A 21,166-nucleotide genomic window follows, 5' to 3' on the forward strand; every position below is an offset into this window, starting at 1 on the left:
AATATATTTCATAATCAAGGCGCGAAGCGCACATTTTTCGATGAATATGTCAATGGTTTTTGACAAAAAAGTGGGGGGTTTTAATAAAAAGGAATCTAGAAGCGTTGAATTTACTGGCTTAGAGATTCCGAGAGAATATAATATATAAAGGAGGAGAAAATGTAGATGAAGATTAGAAAGGCGATTATTCCGGCGGCAGGTCTTGGTACTCGGTTTTTACCAGCTACAAAGGCTCAGCCAAAAGAGATGTTACCTATAGTTGATAAACCAACTATTCAATATATTGTGGAGGAAGCTGTTCAATCAGGTGTACAAGATATAATTATTGTTACTGGTAGGAATAAACGTTCTATAGAAGATCATTTTGACAAATCTATTGAACTTGAATTGGAGTTGGAAAAAAAAGGTAAAGATGATTTGTTGGAGATTGCTAGAAGTGTTTCCGAGATAGCTAATATTCATTACATTAGACAAAAAGAGCCAAGAGGATTAGGTCATGCAATATTAATGGCAAAACATTTTATAGGTAATGAACCATTTGCAGTATTGTTGGGGGATGATGTAATTGTATCCAAAAAACCATGTTTGCAACAAATGATTGATGTGTACAGTGAATATAGAACATCAATATTAGGAGTTCAGAAAGTACCCATCAATGATGTGTCCAAATATGGTATCATTGATGCTAAACATATAGAAGATAGGATATATAAAATAAAAGACCTTGTAGAAAAACCATTAAGCGAAGATGCACCATCTAATATAGCTATATTAGGAAGATATATTATTAGTCCAAGTATCTTTAAATACTTAGAAACCCAAGAAGCAGGAGCCGGTGGCGAAATTCAATTAACTGATTCTCTAAAACGCTTAGCAAGGGATGAGGCAATATATGCATATGACTTTATCGGTAAGAGATATGACGTAGGAAATATAATGGGATTTTTACAAGCGACAGTAGAATCTGCTCTTAGAAGAGATGAATTAAGAGATAATTTCTTAGAATATCTGAAATATACAATAAATAATATTGATAATATAATAAAAGTTGATTAACAAATCTTAAAACTAGTTGGGTAATAAAATACCTTAACTAGTTTTTTTATACATCTAATTTTTATTACTTTATTTTCTATTAATGTAATAATATGACAAATAATATTTGGCTATGTAATAAAAACTCATAATTAAGAAGTTTATAAATTGTTATGTGTGTATTGACAAAAAATTGTAACATTAGGTATAATTTATTTATATATTATTATCTGTTAATTTTAAATATATAAGCTATATATAATATTTAGCCCTAATAATGTTAATTATTTATACGAATTAGTTTGGTAAATTTAAGAAGTCATTGGATAACGTTGTATAATAGTTATTTTATGTATACAGATAATTTAAGTTAATAAATTATGGAGGATTTTAATAATGAAGCTTAATATTGCTATATGTGATGACGAAATTTTACAAGTAAATTTAGTAGAAAAATTAATTATGGAAGCAGTAGAGACAAAAAATATTAAGGTTAATATTTTGAAGTTTTTATGTGGAGAAGATTTAATTACATATTGTAATTCTAATAAACTTCATATTATATTTTTGGATATGGAAATGAAAGGATTAGATGGTATAGAATCCGCAAGAAAGATAAGAGAAAAGAATGATAATGTTATTATTATATTTGTAACTGGATATAAAGATTATGTATTTGATGTTTTTGAAATTAATACATTCAGATATATTCTTAAGCCTGTGAAGATAGAGCAGTTTCAAAAAGCATTATTTGATGCTATTAAAATGATAGATAGCTTGAAAGAACCTCAAATAGAAGAGGAGTTTTTAGTAATAAACAAGAATAGGGAAAAGATTATAATTGCTTACAATAGCATAAATTATTTTGAGAAATACAAAAATAAAGTCATGGTAATGGCGGATAATCAGAATATAGAGTTCTACGGAACCTTCAACGAATTGAACATGTTGCTTAGTGAAGATAAATTTATTAGAGTACATCAAGGTTATATTGCAAATATTGACAAAATAGAATTAATTACATCCAAAGAGGTGCTGCTTAAAAATGGTAAAAGGATTCCAGTAAGTAGAAGAAATGCTAAAGAAGTAAAAGAGACTTTTTTGAGTCGGAAAAGGGTGAAGTTATGATTTGGTATCTAATAGAATTATTTGTTGATACAGTGGAAGCTTTGATAATAATAAAATTTTGTTCTGTATATAAGAAAAGATATAAAAGTACTATTGCTTATTATATAGGGGGTTTTTCAATAACTGCTATAATATTTATTTTTAATTATTTTTCCTATGATTTAGATTGTAATTTCAGAGGTTCTTTTGTAGGTATGCTCATAATTATATTTATTGTAGTTTTAGCATTATATGATGAAAAGATAATAAAATTATTATTAGGGTACATTGGATTATTAATATTGATCGTTGCTATAGAAGGGATAATACTTTCAGTTTTAAGTTTCATTTTTGGAGAATCTCCAGCTGTTTTTGCCAAAAGTAACATTTTGAGAGTATTAGGAATGGTAGTTTCCAAGTTAATAACTTTTTTTGTTGTTGTACTTTTTATATCTGATGGTGAAAGATTTGGACTACGTTTTTCGAAGAAAAGTTTGTTAATGGAGATTATTACACTATTTGTTATTAATCTAGGAATAATGATAAGTATTGTGCCTATGTATAGAAATCTCATATATGAAAATAATGAAGATAGTATAGTAGCTGGATTCGTAATATTAGGGTTAGGTATTGTAAATATAGTATCTTTGCTTATATATGATAAGTTATTGGCTCAATCAAAGAAGGATTTGGAATTACAATTAAAAATTCAGCAATACGAGATGCAGTCAAAATACTTTGATGAAATCAATAATGCAACTTTGAAGTTAAAAAGCTTGAGACATGATATGTCTAATCATCTTGGTAATATTAAAGGATTACTTAGGTACAAAGAATATACCAAACTGGAAGAGTATCTCAATAAATTGTTATCACAGATTGATGAGATAGATAAAATAATTATTACTAAATATCCAGCAATATCTGCATTATTGAATAGGAAATATGCCAGAGCAGTAGAAAATAACATAAATTGTGTGATGAATATAGGTAGTATAGATAATTTGACTATTGATATAGTTGATATATGTATTATATTAGGTAATCTCATTGATAATGCTATTGAGGCTACTATTAAGGTTAATGAAAACAATAGATATATTAAGTTAGACATAAATAATGTAAATAATTATCTTGTTATTGACTGTGTTAATAATACTATAGGTAGCGAAAATATAAGTCTTGATACTACAAAGGCAGATAAAGAAATACATGGTATAGGACTTATGAACATCAATCAAATAGTAGAAAAATATTATGGTAATATGGAGATTATGTGTATTAAAGATTATTTTAACGTTAATATAATGTTGTATAATGGAGAACTTAATTAAAAAATGACCAAATATCACGAGTTAACTACCAAAAGTCATATATGGCTTGATTTGTGCTAGAATTAGTATAAAATTAACAATGTGAGAGGAGGATATATGTGATATATGAATTTTCAAACAAAATTTCTAGCAAATTAATTGATAAGAAAATTATTAAAGAAGATGATAAAGAAGTTTATACATATGGATTTGAAATTGTAATATCATCACTTTTAATCCTTATTGGTATGATTATCATAGGAAGAATTTTCAGGTGTATGCTAAAAGTTATAGTATTTATATTGTTTTTTTGTTCACTTAGGGTACAGGCTGGAGGATATCATGCGAAATCACATTTGAAATGTTTTATATATTTTTTACTATCATGTTTTTTAACAATTTTTATTTCACACTTACTATTAGATTTTGATAAAAATCTAATAATAATAGTATTAGCTTTAATTGAATCATGCATAATAATTATTACTTATGCACCTGTTGATACAATCAATAAACCCCTAGGTAGCTCAGAAAAATTAACTTACAAGAAGAAAAGTATGATTACGGTTATTGTACAATCAATAATTATAATAGCTATGAGCATATTTTTGGATTCATTAGAGTCGTATTATATGGTAGCTGCTATTGCTGTATTTATGGAGTCATTAACAGTTCTACCAATAATAAATAAAAGGGAAAGCGAGGTCAAAATATGTTAGCAACAATTAACGAGAAAGTTTCAACAAAGTTATTAGGTTTAGTAGGATTAATTGGCATTGCAGTAGCTTCACTTTCTGTTCAAACAGCATGCATATGGTTCTTTAATCAACCAAAAGTTCCTGAAAAATTAAGAAAAAATGATTAGTTTTAAAAAAAAGGACTTTCATACTATGATAAGAGAGTTTTAAAAACTAATATCTTTCCCTTAGCAGGTATTATAATATTATAACTTACTTATTGGACAAGTATGAAAGTCTTATCTTTTTAAAATTAATATATGGATTGATAATCCATTTTTTTTATGCCTTTTTGTGGAAATATATACCAATTATTAAGATATTTGGTATAATAATAATATTCCAGGTTAATATAAGAACTTTATTCATTGTATAGGGGATGATTAGATGAATAACATACTTATAGTTGAAGACAATGATACATCAAGAAATAATCTAGAATATGTTTTGAAGACTAATTTTAGTGATGCAAGAATTTATAAAGCAGGGACAGGTAAAACAGCTCTCAAGTTATTAAAAGAGATAAAAATGGATCTATTTTTCTTAGATATTCACTTGCCAGACATTAGTGGATTAAAAATAGCTGAGATCATAAGAAGTATAGAACAATATGAGCTGTCTTATATTATTTTTATTACCACACATCTAATGTATTTACCAAAAGCAGTTCAAGAATATCATTGTTATGATTTTATTGAAAAACCTTTCACAAAAAGTAAGATAATTGATGTGACCAACAAACTATTGAAAGGAATTAACAAAGAAAATAAAGAAAATAAACTAGATAAAAAGTATATCACCATAAAGCTGAAAAATGTTATTCATAAAATATCTGTCAATGATATATTTTATGCAGAGTCATGTAGAAGAAAGCTGTATCTACACACTACTCTAGATAAAATAGTAATTCCAAGTATGACATTCAAACAAATGATTAAGATGCTTCAAGAAACAGGAGTTGATTATTTTATTAGAACTCATAGGAGTTATGTAGTTAACATTAATCATATAAGAAGTATAGAAAAACATAATAAAAAAGCTTGGGATATCAATTTCTATGATTATGAAGAGGTAGCACTTATTGGAGACAAGTATAGTGTGGATGTAATTAATAGGATTGAAGGGGGGATATAATATGGAGTTTGTCTATTTTATTATTATGAATATATTGGAAATAAGTAGTTTGATATTAGTGCTTAGTAAGGTAGATAAGAGACTATTTTTAAAAGGTCCAATATATAAACTAATATTAATTGTATTACATATTATTATTGTAACCTTATTTATCTATTATAATATTCCTCTAAAAGAAGTAATGTTGGGAATTGTGATATTGCTTGTATTTAAGTTATTCACAGATATATCAGTTAAATTACTTGTTTTTGAGTATACTATAGCAACTATTTATTTGTTAAGTATTCAATTAATGATTGTTTTCCTTTTTCAGTTGTTAGGCATAATTAGACAGAATGATTTTATTGCGATTTCATGCAATCTGATATTATTAGTAATATCAATATTTACATATAAATATATCCCATTGAATGAGATAGTTGCTTTATATAATAGATTTAAAAAAATTATCCAATGGTTAATAATATTAATAGCTATACCTTTAGGAATTTATTTCATATCTTGGAAAATAGATTTTAATAATGTGAATTATATTTCACTAATCATTGTTGGTATAATAATATGGACATTAATAGTTGCAGTTGTGTTCAAACAATTACTACAGATAAAACAAAAACAGAAAGCTAATGAAATATACATGGAATACAATCCTATATTAGAAAACCTATTAGATGATGTTAGAGCAAAACAGCATGATATAAAAAATCAACTTAATGCAATTTATGGAATCGCAGAGAAAAGTAAGGATAACGAATTACTTGATTACTTAAACAAGGTTATTAATGGATACCAATTACATTCAGATGATATTTTGTTAAACACAGGTAATAACATCATTAGTGCCATATTATACAGTAAAAAAATAAAGGCAAGACAAAATAACATAGAATTAAATTGTAATTGTTATACCCCTTTTCCTAAATATCCTATTGAGGATTATGAATTCGTAGATATATTAGGAAATCTATTAGATAATGCAATAGAAGCAACAACTAACTACCAAAGTTCTATAAAAAAGGAAGTACATGTAAATTTATTCGAGGAAAATAACAATACGGTAATTGAAGTTAAAAATACTAGTCTGCCAGTTAAATTTGACACTTTGGATAAAGTATTTGAAAAAGGATATTCAACAAAAGGCAATAATAGAGACTTTGGATTATATAATGTAAAAAAAATAGTTAAATCATATAAAGGAAATATTCAAATATCGTATGAAGAAGAACAAATATGTTTTAAAATATTATTTGGGACATAAACTATTTTTGTAAACATTTGGGACAAGGAACTTCTCCGAATAATAACCAACTAGCTTTGTTTACTGGAAACCAAGATAAAAATACAAATAAATTAACTATAGAGTATAGAAAATAATTTTGTTTTTTGAATTTTTTCACGTATTACACCTCCTCCTAATAATTGGATAGCTTGAAGATTAATAGTCCATAACCCTATCGCCTTAAACATAGGCTCAATGTCTGTAAGTAATAAAGCTGAATATATTGTTGCGGTAAAAAACGTAGCTAAATATTTATATTTATTTTTTGTTTTTTCATTTTTAATCGGTCTATATTTTGAGGGCATGGGTGAACATAAATATATTATCAACAAGTTTATGGGAAAGAAAACTATATAAAGCGAGGGAGTGTTTATATAGTTCAAACTTGGTAAAATAGCAACATTTAGGATAAAAAACCCAATGGTAAATAAAAAGCATCCCATAAAACTGTCAAAGTGAATTCCTCCACTATAGGGCCTAATTAAAAGTAGAATAACTAAAGCGAATAAAAATTCATTTAGCATTCCAAGCAAACTAAAGAATATTGTTAATATGGCAAGTTTTACAAATTCGCTATACAAGACATATATACCATATCTCATTACTCTAATATTTTTGTGCGGTATTAGAGTATTTTTATATAAATGATATGTCAGTACTTTAATTGGCCTATCGATAAGCATTACATCCACCCTTTGTATTGATATGGCTATAAGATATCATAGAATAGAAGCAATAACTATGGATTATGTTTCAATCAGGATTCTATATGTACTAAAATCAAGGTATAAGAAGTTTTGTTACATTAAAACCCATGTTTGTACATATAGAAAATATAGTTGTTTTGTGAACGCTTGAATAAATTATAAGTTTATGGAAAAATAAACACTAATATGTTATAATTTCCCTATAAAGATTGAAGGAGGAAACATGTATGTCAGACTTAAATAATTCAAACCAAGAAGTAAAGTTCAAAGGTCTCTCTATAGCGTCCATGGTTTGTGGTATAGTTGGAATAGTATTTTTTTGTTTTTACTACTTATCTATTATACTAGCCATATTAGCTATAATCTTTGGAGCAGTATTTCTTAATGCTAATAAATATAACGAGGATAAAACAGGAAGAAGTATGGCAATAGCAGGTCTTGTACTAGGTATTATTACTGTTGGTTTAGTTATAATAGTTATAGCTGGACTTTTTTCAGCAATTTCTCGATTAAATAATTTTGTATAAGATAAATTATATGGTTATCTTTAATATCTTAATAATCATAGCACTAGCTCTAATTATTATAGTGTCAACAATGGCTCATATTAAAGATGATAAAGTTTATTTAACAAATAATATTATAATTGGCAAATGTACAGTAAAAGAAATTACAGGCAATGAATGCCCTTCATGTGGATTAACAAGAAGCTTTGTATCCATTAGTAATGGAAAACTCATAAAAGCCATTAATTATAATTATGCTGGACTGCCTCTTTACTTACTTGTAATTAGCCAAATTATCAATAGTAGTATATTTTTATTTAGAAAAAGATACAACTTGTATATAAGTAAATATAATACAATATTTAGTTTAGGTATTTGTTTTATTATTATTACAAGTTGGTTATTGCACATTATATTAAAATAAGTATGTCTCTTTTGAAAATGGGAAATAGTAATTAACTCGTTAATCTATTTTCCATTTTTTTCTTATTAGGAAAGTTATACTTTTTTGTATACATTTGAGTAACTATCACTATGTTTAATAGAATCTCAAAGTTTCTCTAGCAAAATAGTCTTAGGTGGTTTGACTCATTAATTATTACAATCTTATAACAGTGCATTTTTAGTCCCATTTTGCCGAAATATTATGATATAATGTATTGGATAGATTTGTACAAAATGTATTTCATTTCCTTAACGATAATTGATTATAATTATTATTTGGGAAAAAATACTGAAATATATATTACATGACGGAGGATGGGGTAAATGAAAAAAATCATATCTTACTTATTAATACTCACACTAATGATAACTGCATTGCCAGTATATGCTGTAACAGACCCTAGTGTATTAAAGGAACCAGTGCAAAATGTGTATCTCGCAAGGTCTGGTGCTGAAGCAATCATTGAGAATCTTAAGTTCTCGGATGTAAGTCCTAGTAGCTGGTCGATAGAACCGATTATAAGGTTCGGTGCATTACAGATTATAAAAGGATACAATGAAAATAATGCAAAAAAGTATAGACCAACTACACCCATAAGCAACGAAGAGACTCTAGCAGTGTTACTTAGAATTTTAGGTATGGAAGAAGCAGCACAAAAAGCAGGAAATCAATTATTACAAGATAATAAAGAATTGCCTGACCACGTTTTGACACTATGGACAAAAGGATATCTTCAATTAGCTAAAAATATGGGATTAATAACTGAAGATGATTTGGATAATGCTCTTGTAGAAGAACAAAGGGAATTAGACCCATCAGAAAGTTTTATTAGAAGAGGGCCAGTGACAAGAGAGCAATTAGCTGTATGGTTAGTAAAAGCTATCAATAGTGAACAGCCTGATCTAATTAGTCCATTATACAAACAAAAAGATGTTTTTAATTACAGTGATTGGGAAAAGATAGATAGAGAATTCATTCCTTATGTAGAAGCAGTAATACAGAAAAAGATAATGGTAGGTAGTAATAATAGATTTAACCCAAAAGGAATAGTTACTAGAGAACAGATGGCTCAGACTCTAAAAAATCTTGATGATATTGCTTATAATATTATGAATATTACTAAGGAAAATGGTACAGTAGCATATATAGAAGATAGTAATTCTATGGGTGCTTCAGATAGTATCGCAACAAGAAGAATATTGATAACAGATGAAACAGGAAAAGTCAATGAGATCAATTATGAATATAAAAAGAAATCAAGCGACCAAATATTAACTAAAGATGTACCAGTATTAATCAATGGGGTTGTTGGAGGTCTTCTTAATCTAAGAGAAGGCGAGTATATTGAATATCTAGTGAATAATGATACAAAAGAAATGTTATATGCTTCTAGTAAGGGTATAAATGAACCTTATGAACTTGAAGGAGTATTACAGCCTCTTAATGAAATAAAAAATGGTAGAATTACTATAACAAGTAATAGAGGAATCAATTATACATATCAAATGAAGTCATCAGTATATAATAATGGTGATGGGACAATAAGAATAAATGATCTTAATGTAAAGATACCTAATGCACCTATAAGTAGTAAAGTGAAATTATATATAGACAATAACATAGTCACTAAAATAGAATTTGCAGGTGATAAGGTTATATTTGATACATTAAGTGGTATTGTAAAAGAAAATAACCCAACTTTTAATTATATAACTATTATGACTTGGGATGGAAAAGAAGTAACGAAAAATTATCAAAAGAAAAATGTTCAAGTTGAAAAACAACATTACTATGATACAGAAGATGAAATTGGTTATATAGATGAAATGTTTCCTGATTTTAGATTTGATCCAAGAGATACAACTATTGATGATATTGAAGCAGGTGATTTAGTAGATCTTAAAATATCACCAGATGGTAAAAACGTATTATCAATTAGTGCTAAGACTAATTATATTGTAAAGTATGGAAGTATTAAGCAGATAGTTAACAATGGGGTTAATGGATTACGTTTATGGGTTAGGTTTGATGATCTTAGTTCAACTATATATGATATAGATTCTAATATACCTATAAAAAGGGCAGGGCAAAATATAGCTAAGTATCAGTTACAAGAAGGACAAGTAGTCAAGTTACTCATTAACCAAGCTGTTTTTGAACCAGGAACAATTACCGAATCAGTAAAAGAAATTCAAGTTGACGAATACGGTAATACTGTAGCTAATATCTACAAAGGAAAACTTGGCAGTCTCAATAATTCACAGAGAACACTTACCTTGCTAAATAGTTATGAATTAACCAAAGCTGGTTGGAGAGATTATACCAAATCTAAGATACTAGATATTTCATCCAAGAATATAGAATATTACCTAGATTCTAAGCAGATATCTCTTGATTATGCATTAAACTATCTGAAATCACCAGATATTGATGTTTATGTAGCTATGGAGAGATATTATGACGATGAAAAAGTATTAAAAGTGACTTTTGGAACAGGAAGAGAGAATATATTAGCTAGTGACAATGTGACATATTCTAATGGAAATAATAAATTCAAAATATTACAAAGTCCTAAGTATATTAATACTCATGATGGTACAATCGTAGTTAAGAATGGAAAACTGTTGGAAGATAATAATATAGTATCACCTGATTATGCACAAGTTATCTTGAACGGTAATCAAAAGGCTGTAATAGTTAACATAACAAAAGAACCAAGTAATGAAGCTACAACTATATTTAGGGGACGTATTAAGAGTATAAATGAAAATGAAGATATGCAGGTTCAGTCATTTGCATTATTAAAAGGAATGAAATGGATATATTCACCTATTCCACATATGTTTACTACAGATTATGAAACAGTTATTACTGATGCAAACGGAATAATTCCACAAACAGATTTCTTGGATTACTCTGAAAAAACAAAGGTAGATAAAGTATATACTATTATCGCAGATGGAACAAAAGCAAAATATATTATAGAAAATCCATACTGTCAAGACGGAGTAAAGGGTGAGATATACGAAACTGAGAGTGATGCAATTAGTATAAAAGATACGATAGTATATAACAAAACAAATAATAGTTGGAAAGATCTAAGTTACAGTAATAGCTACGCAAAGGTTAATCTTAAGACGAATACGATTATAATTAAAAATAACCAAGTCATATCACCAGATATGTTAGAGAAAGGTGATATAGTCAGGGTAATAACTGATGAATATCTCATTACTAAACTTGCTACCAAAGGAGCTAGAGATGTTGACGGATATATTATTTTTGTAGAAAAATAAAATAACTAGAAAGAGGTGGACAATCGATGAAAAGAATAAGTATGAAAATATTATTTTTGATATTCGCTTTTAGTATCACAAGTATATGTGTCTATGCTGATATAGGTGATATGGGTTATTTTGGGGGTATATCAGAAGGAACTAACCTACCTAAGACCATTGAGAAGTATGTTCCTGTAAAATCTTCAAAAACAAGAGTTATGCGTTATAAGGAAATGGTGTATATATCTGGTGAACCAATTGAATTTGAAGGTACTATAAAAGTAACTAAGGATGATGATGTAATTAATATAGAAAAAGCAGGTAGTTATACTGAAAAATATGTAATAAAGGCTAAGAACATCGAAAAAAATAGTACGCTTGATAGAACTATCAATTTTACAACTTCATTTTATTATGTTGATGGTGAATTCAAAAAACAGATTGTTAGAGATTCTAAAGTGAGTAGTTGGACAGAAAAAATCGTTATTGGTGACGTAACTTATACTTTAGATAAAACCTTTTCTACATATTCATTAACTGGTGTAGAAGACATAACACCAGGAGTAAGCTATTATGATACATCTGTATCTAATGAAGCTAGATTCATATCAAGTAATAATGAGACAATCACTATAAAAACAGAAGGTTCAATTTATGGTTATGACCAACCTTGGTCAAAAGTTGAGTCAGGAAAACTGACTATGGATATAATAGGACCGAAAGATAGAATGCAGGTAAAACTTAATCCATCATTAGAAGCTAAGAAGACTATGTATTACGATAAAGCGTCTCCTTTTCCAATTAGTTTTGATGGAACTTATAATCAAAGACTTGAAAGAGAAGCATCATTAAAATACAATATAACAACTAATCATCCTGAGTTGACTAGAAGTCAAATGGAAAACAGCATAATGATTAGTACAGCTAAACAAATAGAAAAACTCCCTATTCCAGCAGGCCTTGATTTTCTAGATAGCAATCCAGCTAATGAACATATCAAGAAATTGTATAGCATGGAAATCATGACTGAGATTCCTCATAAATCTATGGAAGTAGAAGCAATAACAAGAGGTGAATTTATAAAAGCTATCTGCCTTGCAATGAATATGGACATAAGTAAATATCAAGCAACTAGTAAAAATAAAAACAGTATGAAAATTATATTTGGTGACGTATTACCAGATAATCCATTATATCCATATATTATGACAGCTTATAATGCAAAGCTTATAAAAGGTGTAGGAGACATTTTCAAAGTATCACAACCTATTACTAGACAAGAAGCACTATGTATATTGATTCGTGTTATTGGTCTTGAGAAGATAGGAAGATTAGAGAATTCTGTAACCCCATTCAAAGATAATAATATGATATCACCTTGGGCTAAAAAAGCAATATTAGCTGGTTACAAATTAGGAATTATAGAGGAAAAAGAAGGAAATCTAGAGCCTAAAAAATGGTTATCCAAGCCAGATGCAAGCACAATTATTGATAATTTGATTAATTACTTGCGAGAAGATATTTCAGGTTATTATAGATTGATTCAGTAATATATAGATTATATTAAGTATAAAAGTATTGATAGATAATAATGTCAATTAATGTAAAATAATAAAGGGGGATAAAACATGAAAAATATTATTAGTAAGATGATGGTTATAGGATTAGTATTAGCCATGCTTATAGTACCTGTTAATGCAGATTCTGTAGCATCAAAAAATATAGAACTAAGAGGGGAACAATTCAAAGCATTATTTAAGCTGATACGTGATAATTATGTAGGTGAGGAAGTAACAGATGAAAAGTTATTTAAGGCAGCTATAGATGGTATGTTTGATGAACTAGACCCTTATTCAACATTCTATACAAAAAAGGAAGCAAACACTTTGATTGAGTCTGTATCAGGTGAATTTGTAGGTATTGGTGCTGTAATGGTACAAGATGGAGATTGGGTAAAAGTATTATATCCTATACCAAAATCTCCAGCTATCAGAGCAGGAGTAAAAGCAGAAGATTTAGTAATTGCAATTAATGGAAAAAGTGCAAAGAATTTAACACCTACCGAAGCAGCTAATAAGATAAAAGGTAAAGAAGGGACTAAAGTCTCTATTACATTTAGAAGAGGTGAAATGGAATATACAGTAGATATAAAAAGAGCTTTAGTTAAAATATCTGCTGTTGAAACTGAAGAAATCAAAGATTTATTTCCAAAATTAGATAAAGAAATAGCCAAAAAAATAAATTATATAAGAATAAATTCTATTAATAAAAATGTAGCTGAAGATATAGAACCATATATAGAAGATGCTAAAAAACAAGGAGTCAAGTATTTAATACTTGATCTTAGAGATAATCTAGGAGGATATGTTGATTCAGGAGTGGCTCTATGTAATATGTTAATACCAAAGGGGCCAGTTCTTCATTTTGTCAATAAAGAGGGAAGAAAAATAACTTATAGAAGTAATCTAAGGAAAGCTCCTTTTGAACTAGTAGTACTTACTAATGAGAATACAGCTTCAGCCTCTGAATTCATTGCAGCAGCTGTAAAAGAATCTGGTGTAGGTGTTACAGTAGGTGAAACTACTTATGGAAAAGGTGTAGCACAATATATTTATGATATTTCAGATAAATATTCTATTAAATTAACTATGGAGGAATTTTTATCAAGAGATGGGAACAAAATAAATGGTATAGGTGTTGCTCCAGATTATGAAGTAATAGTACCTAATCTTATTGTCAGCCCACAAAGATTATTTTTGAATGATGAAATGGAAGAAGTTAAAAGTGTTGAATTAATTTTAGAATATTTGGGTTATGCTATTAATGAACCAGATAATCTGTACGATAAAAAGACTGAAAAGGCTGTGACAGAGTTTCAGAAGAAAATGAGGTTAAGGGTATATGGAGTTTCTGACCATCCTACTCTAAAAGCACTTAATACAAAATTAACTGAGAGTATTAAGGAAAAAGATATACAATTAGAGAAAGCTCTTCACGTAATTTTAAGTAAAATAAACGAAAATTAAATTTGTTATTGACTATTTAACTAACTAATAATAAAATAAAGAGGTTGTATAAAATAGAAATAGAATAACCCAAAAGTATATAAGGTTCATTATAAAAAGTAGTAAGAACAAAATTGTTTAGACTACTTTTTATAGAGTAATCATTTAAATAAAAAAAAGACTATGAGGTGAAATGAGGATGCAAACGAAATATATTTTTGTTACGGGAGGTGTTGTTTCCGGACTAGGAAAGGGCATAACAGCTGCTTCATTAGGAAGACTTTTAAAGGCTAGAGGTAAGAAAGTTACAATACAAAAATTCGACCCTTACATTAACATTGACCCTGGTACAATGAGTCCGTATCAACATGGAGAGGTATTTGTTACCGAAGACGGAGCAGAAACAGACTTAGACCTTGGACATTACGAAAGATTTATTAATGAGAATCTTAGTAAGTATAGTAACATTACTACTGGAAAAATCTACTGGTCTGTACTTAACAAAGAAAGAAAAGGTGAATATCTAGGTGCAACAGTTCAAGTTATTCCACATATAACTAATACTATAAAAGAAAGAGTTTACAGAGTAGGAAAAAGTGCCGGATCTGATATTGTTATAACAGAGATAGGTGGAACAGTTGGAGATATTGAAAGTCTACCATTTATGGAAGCCATAAGACAAGTATCCGCTGAAGTAGGACCAGAAAATGTATTATATATACATGTAACTCTAATTCCTTATCTTGCTAAAGCTGGTGAAATGAAGACTAAGCCTACACAGCACTCTGTAAAAGAATTACGTTCAATTGGTATTTTACCAGATATACTAGTATGTAGAACAGAGCATGAACTATCAGAAGAAATGAAAGATAAAATGGCTCTTTTCTGTAACGTTAAAAAAGAATGTGTTATTCAGAACCTTGATGCAGATACTTTATATGAAGTTCCATTGATGTTAGAAAAAGAGGGATTAGCTAAGATTGTATGTAACAAACTGAATCTTGATTGTGCTGAGCCTGATTTAACTCAGTGGAAAGAAATGATAGATAGAGAAAAATCTATGACGAATCTTGTTAAGATTGCACTAGTAGGTAAATATGTTGAATTACATGATGCTTATATTTCTATTGTAGAATCCTTAAAACACGCTGGAATATACCATAAAACCAAGTTAGAAGTTCTATGGGTCAATTCTGAGGAAGTTACTAGCGAAAATGCAGATGATTACTTAAAAGATGCTGATGGAATATTAGTTCCTGGTGGATTCGGAGATAGAGGTATAGACGGTAAAATATTTGCAGTTAGATACGCTAGAGAAAATAACATTCCATTCTTTGGTATATGTCTAGGAATGCAGTGTGCAGTTATTGAATTTGCAAGGAATATATTAGGATATGATGGTGCTCATAGTTCTGAACTTGACCCTGATACAAAATATCCTGTTATTGACTTAATGCCAGAACAGAAAGATATTGATGAATTAGGTGGTACTATGAGACTGGGAGCTTATCCATGTAAGGTTCAGAAGGATTCATTGGCATATCAAGCTTATGAATCTGAGTTAATCTATGAAAGACATAGACACAGATATGAATTCAACAATGAATATAGAGATATCCTTGTGAAAGCAGGACTTAATATTGTAGGAGTATCTCCAGATGATAGACTTGTTGAAATGGTAGAAATAAATAACCATCCTTGGTTTGTTGGTGTTCAATTTCACCCAGAATTTAAATCAAGACCTAACAAAGTACATCCATTATTCAGAGATTTTGTAGGTGCAAGTATAGAAGCCAAGACAAATTAATGTCTTGGCTTTTTCTTATTTTTTATAGCCTTTCATTCCAACTATATACATACCAGCTAAATCTACTTTTACCATTTTCTTAACAGGCAATTCTTTGAATACCTTGTCATCACACAATAAAGTAGTAATTTTAGGACCGATTTTTGCTTTTACCATAGGTAATTTTCTAAAACGAATGTATTTTGGAATTTGGTCTTGTACCATTTTTGGCAAATTAGAATCTTTTACTTTCTGTTTCTTCTTATCTATAACGAGTATAGATGTTGTCATTTTGTTTTGATTAATTACTGATTGCTGGTCATTAGCTTTACCTTGTAACTTTCTTCCTACAAAATAAAGGATGAGAAGTACAACAACAATAATTCCTAATACAAGCAATAGAATTTCCCACCACTCCATAGGTGCACCTCCTTTAAAAAGATACTTATTAGTGCGTTCTATATATTCTATCATTAATTACAAAAAAATCAAAGAGGAAATTTGCTAAAACATCAAATTTCCTCTGCATTTTATTATTTTTCAGTTATACTATTCAAAATCATAAAAGAATTTAACAAAAATCACTTGGAAAGTAATTGTAAAATTTCAGAGCGAACATAAACTGCACTTTTTTTCATATCCTCTTGTGGTAATTCACTTAAAAGAATAGGTTTACCAAAATTAAGGGACACTCTACTTGGTTTTACAACAAGACCATTATTATTTTCAAAAATATTATCTGTACCTTTTATACCAAATGGTATAATAGGTACATTAGCTTTTTCTGCTAATTTCAAGCTACCTTGTTTAAAAGGTAAAGGCTCTTGAGATTCTTTGTTTCTAGTTCCTTCAGGGAAAATAAGCATTGATAAACCTGATTTCAACATTTCTATACCAGCTAGGATTATCTTAAGACCTTCTCTAAAATTAGTTCTGTCAAGGAATAATCCACCCATTAATTTTAATAATAGATTTAAGTAAGGTACTTTTGTCAATTCTTTTTTTCCAATAAAACCAAAAGGACGATTAATGACTTTAATTAATAGAACAACATCAAATATGCTTCGATGATTTCCTACGAATAGTACAGTTTCATCTGGGATATTTTCTAATCCAGTAATTGTAACTCTACAACCTGTTATAAACATAATACCTCTACATATATGAGTCACAATGAATTTTCCAATTTTGTATTGAGTATCTTTGGAAAATAAGCCTGCTATAAAACCAACTATAAGTACAGGTAAAGCAAGAATCAAATAAATAGCCATAAAAATTATTATAATTACTGCACGCATATAATCACCTTATCCTGATAATTTTATATACATTATAAGCATATGTTTTAATTGTAAGTTTTTATAAAATATATCTTATACATGTAATCATAATTATATCATTAATATATAAAAATCGCTATAGTTTTTAAGATAGAATTTACTTATTTGTTAATCTCTTCCATACAATTCTGTAATTTCTCTTAATCTGTTAATTATATCATCAGTCAGCATGTCACTAGTGTATCTCCATTGCCAATTACCAATGGATGTACCTGGAATATTCATCCTTGCATGACTATCTAGAGATAAGACATCTTGAAGTGGGACTATTGCCATCTTAGAAACTGAACCAAAACAAGCTCTAATAAAGTCCCATGAAATGTTTCTTCCATCAGTATTCATATATCGTCTAACTTTATCTTGTTTCATGCTACTAGCTTTATTATACCATCCAACAGTTGTATCATTATCGTGAGTACCACTATAGCAAATGCTGTTAGACCCATAATTATGAGGTAGGAAATCATTGTCTTCTAAATCTTCAAAAGCAAATTGTAGTATTTTCATACCGGGAAGATTAAAATCATCTCTTAATTTTTTTACTTCATCAGTTATTATACCAAGATCTTCTGCGATAATAGGTAATTTAGTTCCCAGGGTATCGATGAAAGCGTTGAATAGTTTTTTGCTAGGGCCCTTTTCCCAGTTCCCGTAGATTGCAGTTTTATTACCATAAGGAATGGACCAATAACTCTCAAAACCCCTAAAATGATCGATTCTTACGATATCTACTAATCTTAGAGAATGAGCTAATCTACTTACCCACCAACTATATGAAGTTTTTGTATGATTATCCCAATTGTATAATGGATTTCCCCATAGTTGTCCTGTAGGACTAAAATAATCAGGAGGAACACCAGCTATATGGGTTGGATATCCCTCAGAATCCAATAAAAACAACTCTTTGTCAGCCCATACATCACTACTGTCAAAAGAAGTAAATATAGGTATATCCCCGATAATTAGAATTCCATGGACATTAGCATACTTCTTAACTTTGATCCACTGATCATAAAAAATAAATTGAATGAATTTATAGAAATCTATATCATAAGATAATTTATTAGTCCACACCAATATACTGCTATCTGAATAACGAGCTATTTCACTATCCCAGCAGGGCCACATTTTTCCGTCAAAATAATCTTTACAAGCCATAAACAAGGCATAGTTATCAAGCCAATATTTTTCATTATTACAAAAGGTTAACCAATCATTATATAAAGAGTGATTATTAGTTTTTAAAAAATTGGCATATGCTTTTTTTAAGATAGATAATTTGTAATTGATAATTAATCCAAAATCTACTTTATGGGATTGTGGAGAATAAATAGGCTCAATATCTTCTTCATCAATCAAACCTACTTCAATTAATTTCTCTGGACTTATAATAAACGGTTGTCCTGCAAAAGATGAAAAAGATTGATATGGAGAATCCCCAAAACCAGTATGGCCTAAAGGAAGTACCTGCCAAAGCTTTTGCTTGGTTTTTACCAAAAAATCAATAAAGTCATATGCACCGCTGCCTAAATCACCTATACCATATTTACTTGGAAGAGAGGTAGGGTGGAGTAATATACCAGATACTCTTTTATTGTTCATAATATCATTAATATTCTTCAATAATAATCCCTCCTAAATAAATATAATATGATTTATCATGTTAAATAGTTCTACACATAGTATTTGCTAACAAGATATTATTTAATCAACTAATAGATAAGTTGGTTGTATAATTATAGTTCCAAAAAAAAGTGCTGTCCCATAATAGATTTCATATTACGAGACAGCACATATTATTTATATATTATTATAAGATTATTGTTGGTTTCTGTATTGTTTTATCATTGATTGTTTTAATTCAAATAGCTCATGGGATAAATCAACATAAACATTTTGAGGATTCATAAGTCTTCTTGATTCAGGCCATAGAGTAGATAACTCTTTTTCACAGTACTCTTTAATACCAAAGGTGCTTGGAGTTTCATAGACACATTTGCCATTAATAAATATTGGTTTTAATAATTCTCTTGTATAATACGTACCTGGTTGTAATTTCAATTGTTTCCATGTAGCTTCTGGGTCAAATAAAATTAAAGGTTTTGACTCATCTATTTTTTCATGCTCAAGTGCAATCAGATCAGCTTTTATTTTACCAGAACGTTTGTTATATATCCGTATAATCTTTTTGTTACCAGGATTAGTTATTTTTTCAGGATTTTCTGATATTTTCATTTTAGGAATAAATTTATCATTTTCATATTTGGCAGAAAGTTTGTATACGCCCCCAAATGATGGGTTACCTTTTGAAGTAATAAGATTAGTTCCTACACCCCATAGTGTAATCTTAGCACCTTGTAGCTTAAGATCACGAATCAGATATTCGTCAAGGTCACTGGAAGCACTAATAATAGCATCTTCAAAGCCTGCTTCATCCAACATTAACCTAGCTTTTTTTGATAGATATGATAAATCGCCACTATCTAGTCTGATTCCATAAAAATCTGGTTTTATTCCTTTTTCTTTTAGTTCATTAAAAACTTTTATTGCATTGGGAACACCGGATTTTAATGTGTCGTATGTATCAACAAGTAATAGACAATTCATAGGATATAGCTCAGCATATTTTCTAAATGATGTTAGTTCGTCAGGAAAACTCATAACCCAACTGTGAGCGTGTGTACCCTTTGCAGGGATATTGAACCATTTTGCAGCCATTACGTTAGAGGTTGCACTACATCCACCTATAACAGCGGCTCTAGCTCCTAAATTACCTGCATCTGGTCCTTGTGCTCTACGTAAACCGAATTCAAGAACAACATCATCACCTGCTGCCCATTTTACACGAGCTGCTTTAGTAGCTATAAGACTTTGATGATTGATAATATTAAGAAGTGCGGTTTCAATAAGCTGTGCTTCACATAAAGGAGCCACAACTTTTAATATTGGTTCATTAGGAAATACAACTGTTCCTTCTGGTACAGCATATATATTTCCAGTAAACTTAAATGTTCTAAGATAATCTAGAAAATCACTTTTGAATATATTTTGCTTAGCTAAATATTTAATATCTTCTTCAGTAAAATGAATGTTATTGATGTAACTTATTGCTTGCTCTAGACCTGCAGCAATTGAAAAACTGCTTCCGTGTGGATTAACCCTGTAGAAAAGGTCAAACACAGCAATTTGGTCTCTTGTATTAAGATCATAATAACCTTGCATCATAGTTAATTGATAAAAATCTGTCAGCAATGTTAAATCTGGGCCATGCATTTATAATTCCTTCTTTCGTAAATAGTAAAATATTAATAGACAATTTATTTGTGCTTTATAATAAAATTATTAATGTTGCTTAGGCATTTTTTATAGTTTATACTATTATAGCATAACAATCAAGATATTATGAGGGTAACTGAAAAAATTATTGAGTTAATTTATTTTTATTTATATGCTTTCAGACTCATACCTACTTCTGGAAGTTTGTTGTAAAAATT

General features: G+C 29.0%; 18 protein-coding genes. 13 read left to right on the forward strand and 5 right to left on the reverse strand.

Annotation, left to right across the window (positions count from 1 at the left end; translation table 11 throughout):
• Nucleotides 1-165: 165 nt before the first annotated feature.
• From galU to N4A55_RS15235, 7 genes are all read left to right on the forward strand, one after another.
• The gene (galU, locus tag N4A55_RS15205) at nt 166-1,056 is read left to right on the forward strand and encodes a UTP--glucose-1-phosphate uridylyltransferase GalU (RefSeq protein ID WP_293757949.1); all 891 of its coding nucleotides are present in this window, start codon (nt 166-168) and stop codon (nt 1,054-1,056) included.
• A gap of 375 nt (nt 1,057-1,431) precedes the next feature.
• Nucleotides 1,432-2,163: a LytR/AlgR family response regulator transcription factor gene (locus N4A55_RS15210; RefSeq protein WP_293757952.1), complete on the forward strand. Its 732-nt coding sequence runs from the start codon at nt 1,432-1,434 to the stop codon at nt 2,161-2,163.
• Nucleotides 2,160-3,476, forward strand: coding sequence for a sensor histidine kinase (locus N4A55_RS15215; protein WP_293757955.1), 1,317 nt, complete (start codon nt 2,160-2,162; stop codon nt 3,474-3,476). The genes N4A55_RS15210 and N4A55_RS15215 overlap by 4 nt, the downstream gene beginning before the upstream one ends.
• Nucleotides 3,477-3,574: 98 nt before the next feature.
• Nucleotides 3,575-4,174 (forward strand): accessory gene regulator ArgB-like protein, encoded by a 600-nt coding sequence (locus N4A55_RS15220; protein WP_293757958.1) that lies wholly within the window; start codon nt 3,575-3,577, stop codon nt 4,172-4,174.
• Entirely contained in the window at nt 4,168-4,320 is a 153-nt protein-coding gene (locus tag N4A55_RS15225) for a cyclic lactone autoinducer peptide (protein ID WP_113672633.1), read from the forward strand. Before N4A55_RS15220 ends, N4A55_RS15225 begins: the two co-directional genes overlap by 7 nt.
• A 259-nt stretch (nt 4,321-4,579) precedes the next feature.
• On the forward strand, nt 4,580-5,326 hold the full coding sequence (locus N4A55_RS15230; RefSeq protein ID WP_293757963.1) for a LytR/AlgR family response regulator transcription factor: 747 nt from the start codon (nt 4,580-4,582) through the stop codon (nt 5,324-5,326).
• A gap of 1 nt (nt 5,327) precedes the next feature.
• A complete protein-coding gene (locus N4A55_RS15235) occupies nt 5,328-6,584 on the forward strand; it encodes a sensor histidine kinase (RefSeq protein ID WP_293757966.1) in 1,257 nt (418 codons plus the stop codon).
• 92 nt (nt 6,585-6,676) lie between these two features.
• Here the strand turns inward: N4A55_RS15235 and N4A55_RS15240 are convergent, their stop codons facing one another.
• Complete coding sequence (locus N4A55_RS15240) at nt 6,677-7,288, reverse strand: accessory gene regulator ArgB-like protein (RefSeq protein WP_293757968.1); 612 nt, start codon at nt 7,286-7,288, stop codon at nt 6,677-6,679.
• Nucleotides 7,289-7,539: 251 nt separating this feature from the next.
• On the opposite strand from N4A55_RS15240, the gene N4A55_RS15245 reads away from it, so the two are divergent.
• The 6 genes from N4A55_RS15245 to N4A55_RS15270 all read left to right on the forward strand — a co-directional run bounded on the left by N4A55_RS15245 (nt 7,540) and on the right by N4A55_RS15270 (nt 16,353).
• A complete protein-coding gene (locus N4A55_RS15245; protein WP_293757970.1) occupies nt 7,540-7,839 on the forward strand; it encodes a DUF4190 domain-containing protein in 300 nt (99 codons plus the stop codon).
• Between the two features lie 10 nt (nt 7,840-7,849).
• Entirely contained in the window at nt 7,850-8,242 is a 393-nt protein-coding gene (locus N4A55_RS15250) for a DUF2752 domain-containing protein (RefSeq protein ID WP_293757972.1), read from the forward strand.
• Nucleotides 8,243-8,586: 344 nt separating this feature from the next.
• The gene (locus tag N4A55_RS15255; protein ID WP_293757974.1) at nt 8,587-11,559 is read left to right on the forward strand and encodes an S-layer homology domain-containing protein; all 2,973 of its coding nucleotides are present in this window, start codon (nt 8,587-8,589) and stop codon (nt 11,557-11,559) included.
• A 26-nt stretch (nt 11,560-11,585) separates the two neighbouring features.
• On the forward strand, nt 11,586-13,091 hold the full coding sequence (locus tag N4A55_RS15260) for an S-layer homology domain-containing protein (protein ID WP_293757975.1): 1,506 nt from the start codon (nt 11,586-11,588) through the stop codon (nt 13,089-13,091).
• A 78-nt stretch (nt 13,092-13,169) separates the two neighbouring features.
• On the forward strand, nt 13,170-14,567 hold the full coding sequence (locus tag N4A55_RS15265; RefSeq protein ID WP_293757976.1) for a S41 family peptidase: 1,398 nt from the start codon (nt 13,170-13,172) through the stop codon (nt 14,565-14,567).
• A 178-nt stretch (nt 14,568-14,745) separates the two neighbouring features.
• Entirely contained in the window at nt 14,746-16,353 is a 1,608-nt protein-coding gene (locus tag N4A55_RS15270) for a CTP synthase (RefSeq protein WP_293757977.1), read from the forward strand.
• Nucleotides 16,354-16,368: 15 nt separating this feature from the next.
• Here the strand turns inward: N4A55_RS15270 and N4A55_RS15275 are convergent, their stop codons facing one another.
• The 4 genes from N4A55_RS15275 to N4A55_RS15290 form a co-directional block, all read right to left on the reverse strand.
• Complete coding sequence (locus tag N4A55_RS15275; RefSeq protein WP_293757980.1) at nt 16,369-16,752, reverse strand: hypothetical protein; 384 nt, start codon at nt 16,750-16,752, stop codon at nt 16,369-16,371.
• 161 nt (nt 16,753-16,913) lie between these two features.
• The gene (locus tag N4A55_RS15280; protein ID WP_293757983.1) at nt 16,914-17,630 is read right to left on the reverse strand and encodes a lysophospholipid acyltransferase family protein; all 717 of its coding nucleotides are present in this window, start codon (nt 17,628-17,630) and stop codon (nt 16,914-16,916) included.
• 150 nt (nt 17,631-17,780) lie between these two features.
• Nucleotides 17,781-19,295, reverse strand: a complete 1,515-nt coding sequence (malQ, locus tag N4A55_RS15285; RefSeq protein WP_330666431.1) for a 4-alpha-glucanotransferase — start codon at nt 19,293-19,295, stop codon at nt 17,781-17,783.
• Nucleotides 19,296-19,490: 195 nt separating this feature from the next.
• A complete protein-coding gene (locus N4A55_RS15290; protein ID WP_293757985.1) occupies nt 19,491-20,945 on the reverse strand; it encodes a nicotinate phosphoribosyltransferase in 1,455 nt (484 codons plus the stop codon).
• Between the last annotated feature and the right edge of the window lie 221 nt (nt 20,946-21,166).

Source organism: Vallitalea sp. (genome assembly GCF_025211055.1).
Classification (GTDB): domain Bacteria; phylum Bacillota; class Clostridia; order Lachnospirales; family Vallitaleaceae; genus Vallitalea.

Bases quoted from the DNA above. Each gene is read 5' to 3' on its own strand.
- N4A55_RS15210 (WP_293757952.1), top strand. From the start codon at position 1,432: ATGAAGCTTAATATTGCTATATGTGATGACGAAATTTTACAAGTAAAT.
- N4A55_RS15265 (WP_293757976.1), top strand. From the start codon at position 13,170: ATGAAAAATATTATTAGTAAGATGATGGTTATAGGATTAGTATTAGCC.
- N4A55_RS15260 (WP_293757975.1), top strand. From the start codon at position 11,586: ATGAAAAGAATAAGTATGAAAATATTATTTTTGATATTCGCTTTTAGT.
- N4A55_RS15240 (WP_293757968.1), bottom strand. From the start codon at position 7,288: ATGCTTATCGATAGGCCAATTAAAGTACTGACATATCATTTATATAAA.
- N4A55_RS15280 (WP_293757983.1), bottom strand. From the start codon at position 17,630: ATGCGTGCAGTAATTATAATAATTTTTATGGCTATTTATTTGATTCTT.
- N4A55_RS15235 (WP_293757966.1), top strand. From the start codon at position 5,328: ATGGAGTTTGTCTATTTTATTATTATGAATATATTGGAAATAAGTAGT.
- N4A55_RS15215 (WP_293757955.1), top strand. From the start codon at position 2,160: ATGATTTGGTATCTAATAGAATTATTTGTTGATACAGTGGAAGCTTTG.
- N4A55_RS15290 (WP_293757985.1), bottom strand. From the start codon at position 20,945: ATGCATGGCCCAGATTTAACATTGCTGACAGATTTTTATCAATTAACT.
- N4A55_RS15270 (WP_293757977.1), top strand. From the start codon at position 14,746: ATGCAAACGAAATATATTTTTGTTACGGGAGGTGTTGTTTCCGGACTA.
- N4A55_RS15275 (WP_293757980.1), bottom strand. From the start codon at position 16,752: ATGGAGTGGTGGGAAATTCTATTGCTTGTATTAGGAATTATTGTTGTT.
- N4A55_RS15255 (WP_293757974.1), top strand. From the start codon at position 8,587: ATGAAAAAAATCATATCTTACTTATTAATACTCACACTAATGATAACT.
- N4A55_RS15250 (WP_293757972.1), top strand. From the start codon at position 7,850: ATGGTTATCTTTAATATCTTAATAATCATAGCACTAGCTCTAATTATT.
- galU (WP_293757949.1), top strand. From the start codon at position 166: ATGAAGATTAGAAAGGCGATTATTCCGGCGGCAGGTCTTGGTACTCGG.
- N4A55_RS15245 (WP_293757970.1), top strand. From the start codon at position 7,540: ATGTCAGACTTAAATAATTCAAACCAAGAAGTAAAGTTCAAAGGTCTC.
- N4A55_RS15230 (WP_293757963.1), top strand. From the start codon at position 4,580: ATGAATAACATACTTATAGTTGAAGACAATGATACATCAAGAAATAAT.
- N4A55_RS15225 (WP_113672633.1), top strand. From the start codon at position 4,168: ATGTTAGCAACAATTAACGAGAAAGTTTCAACAAAGTTATTAGGTTTA.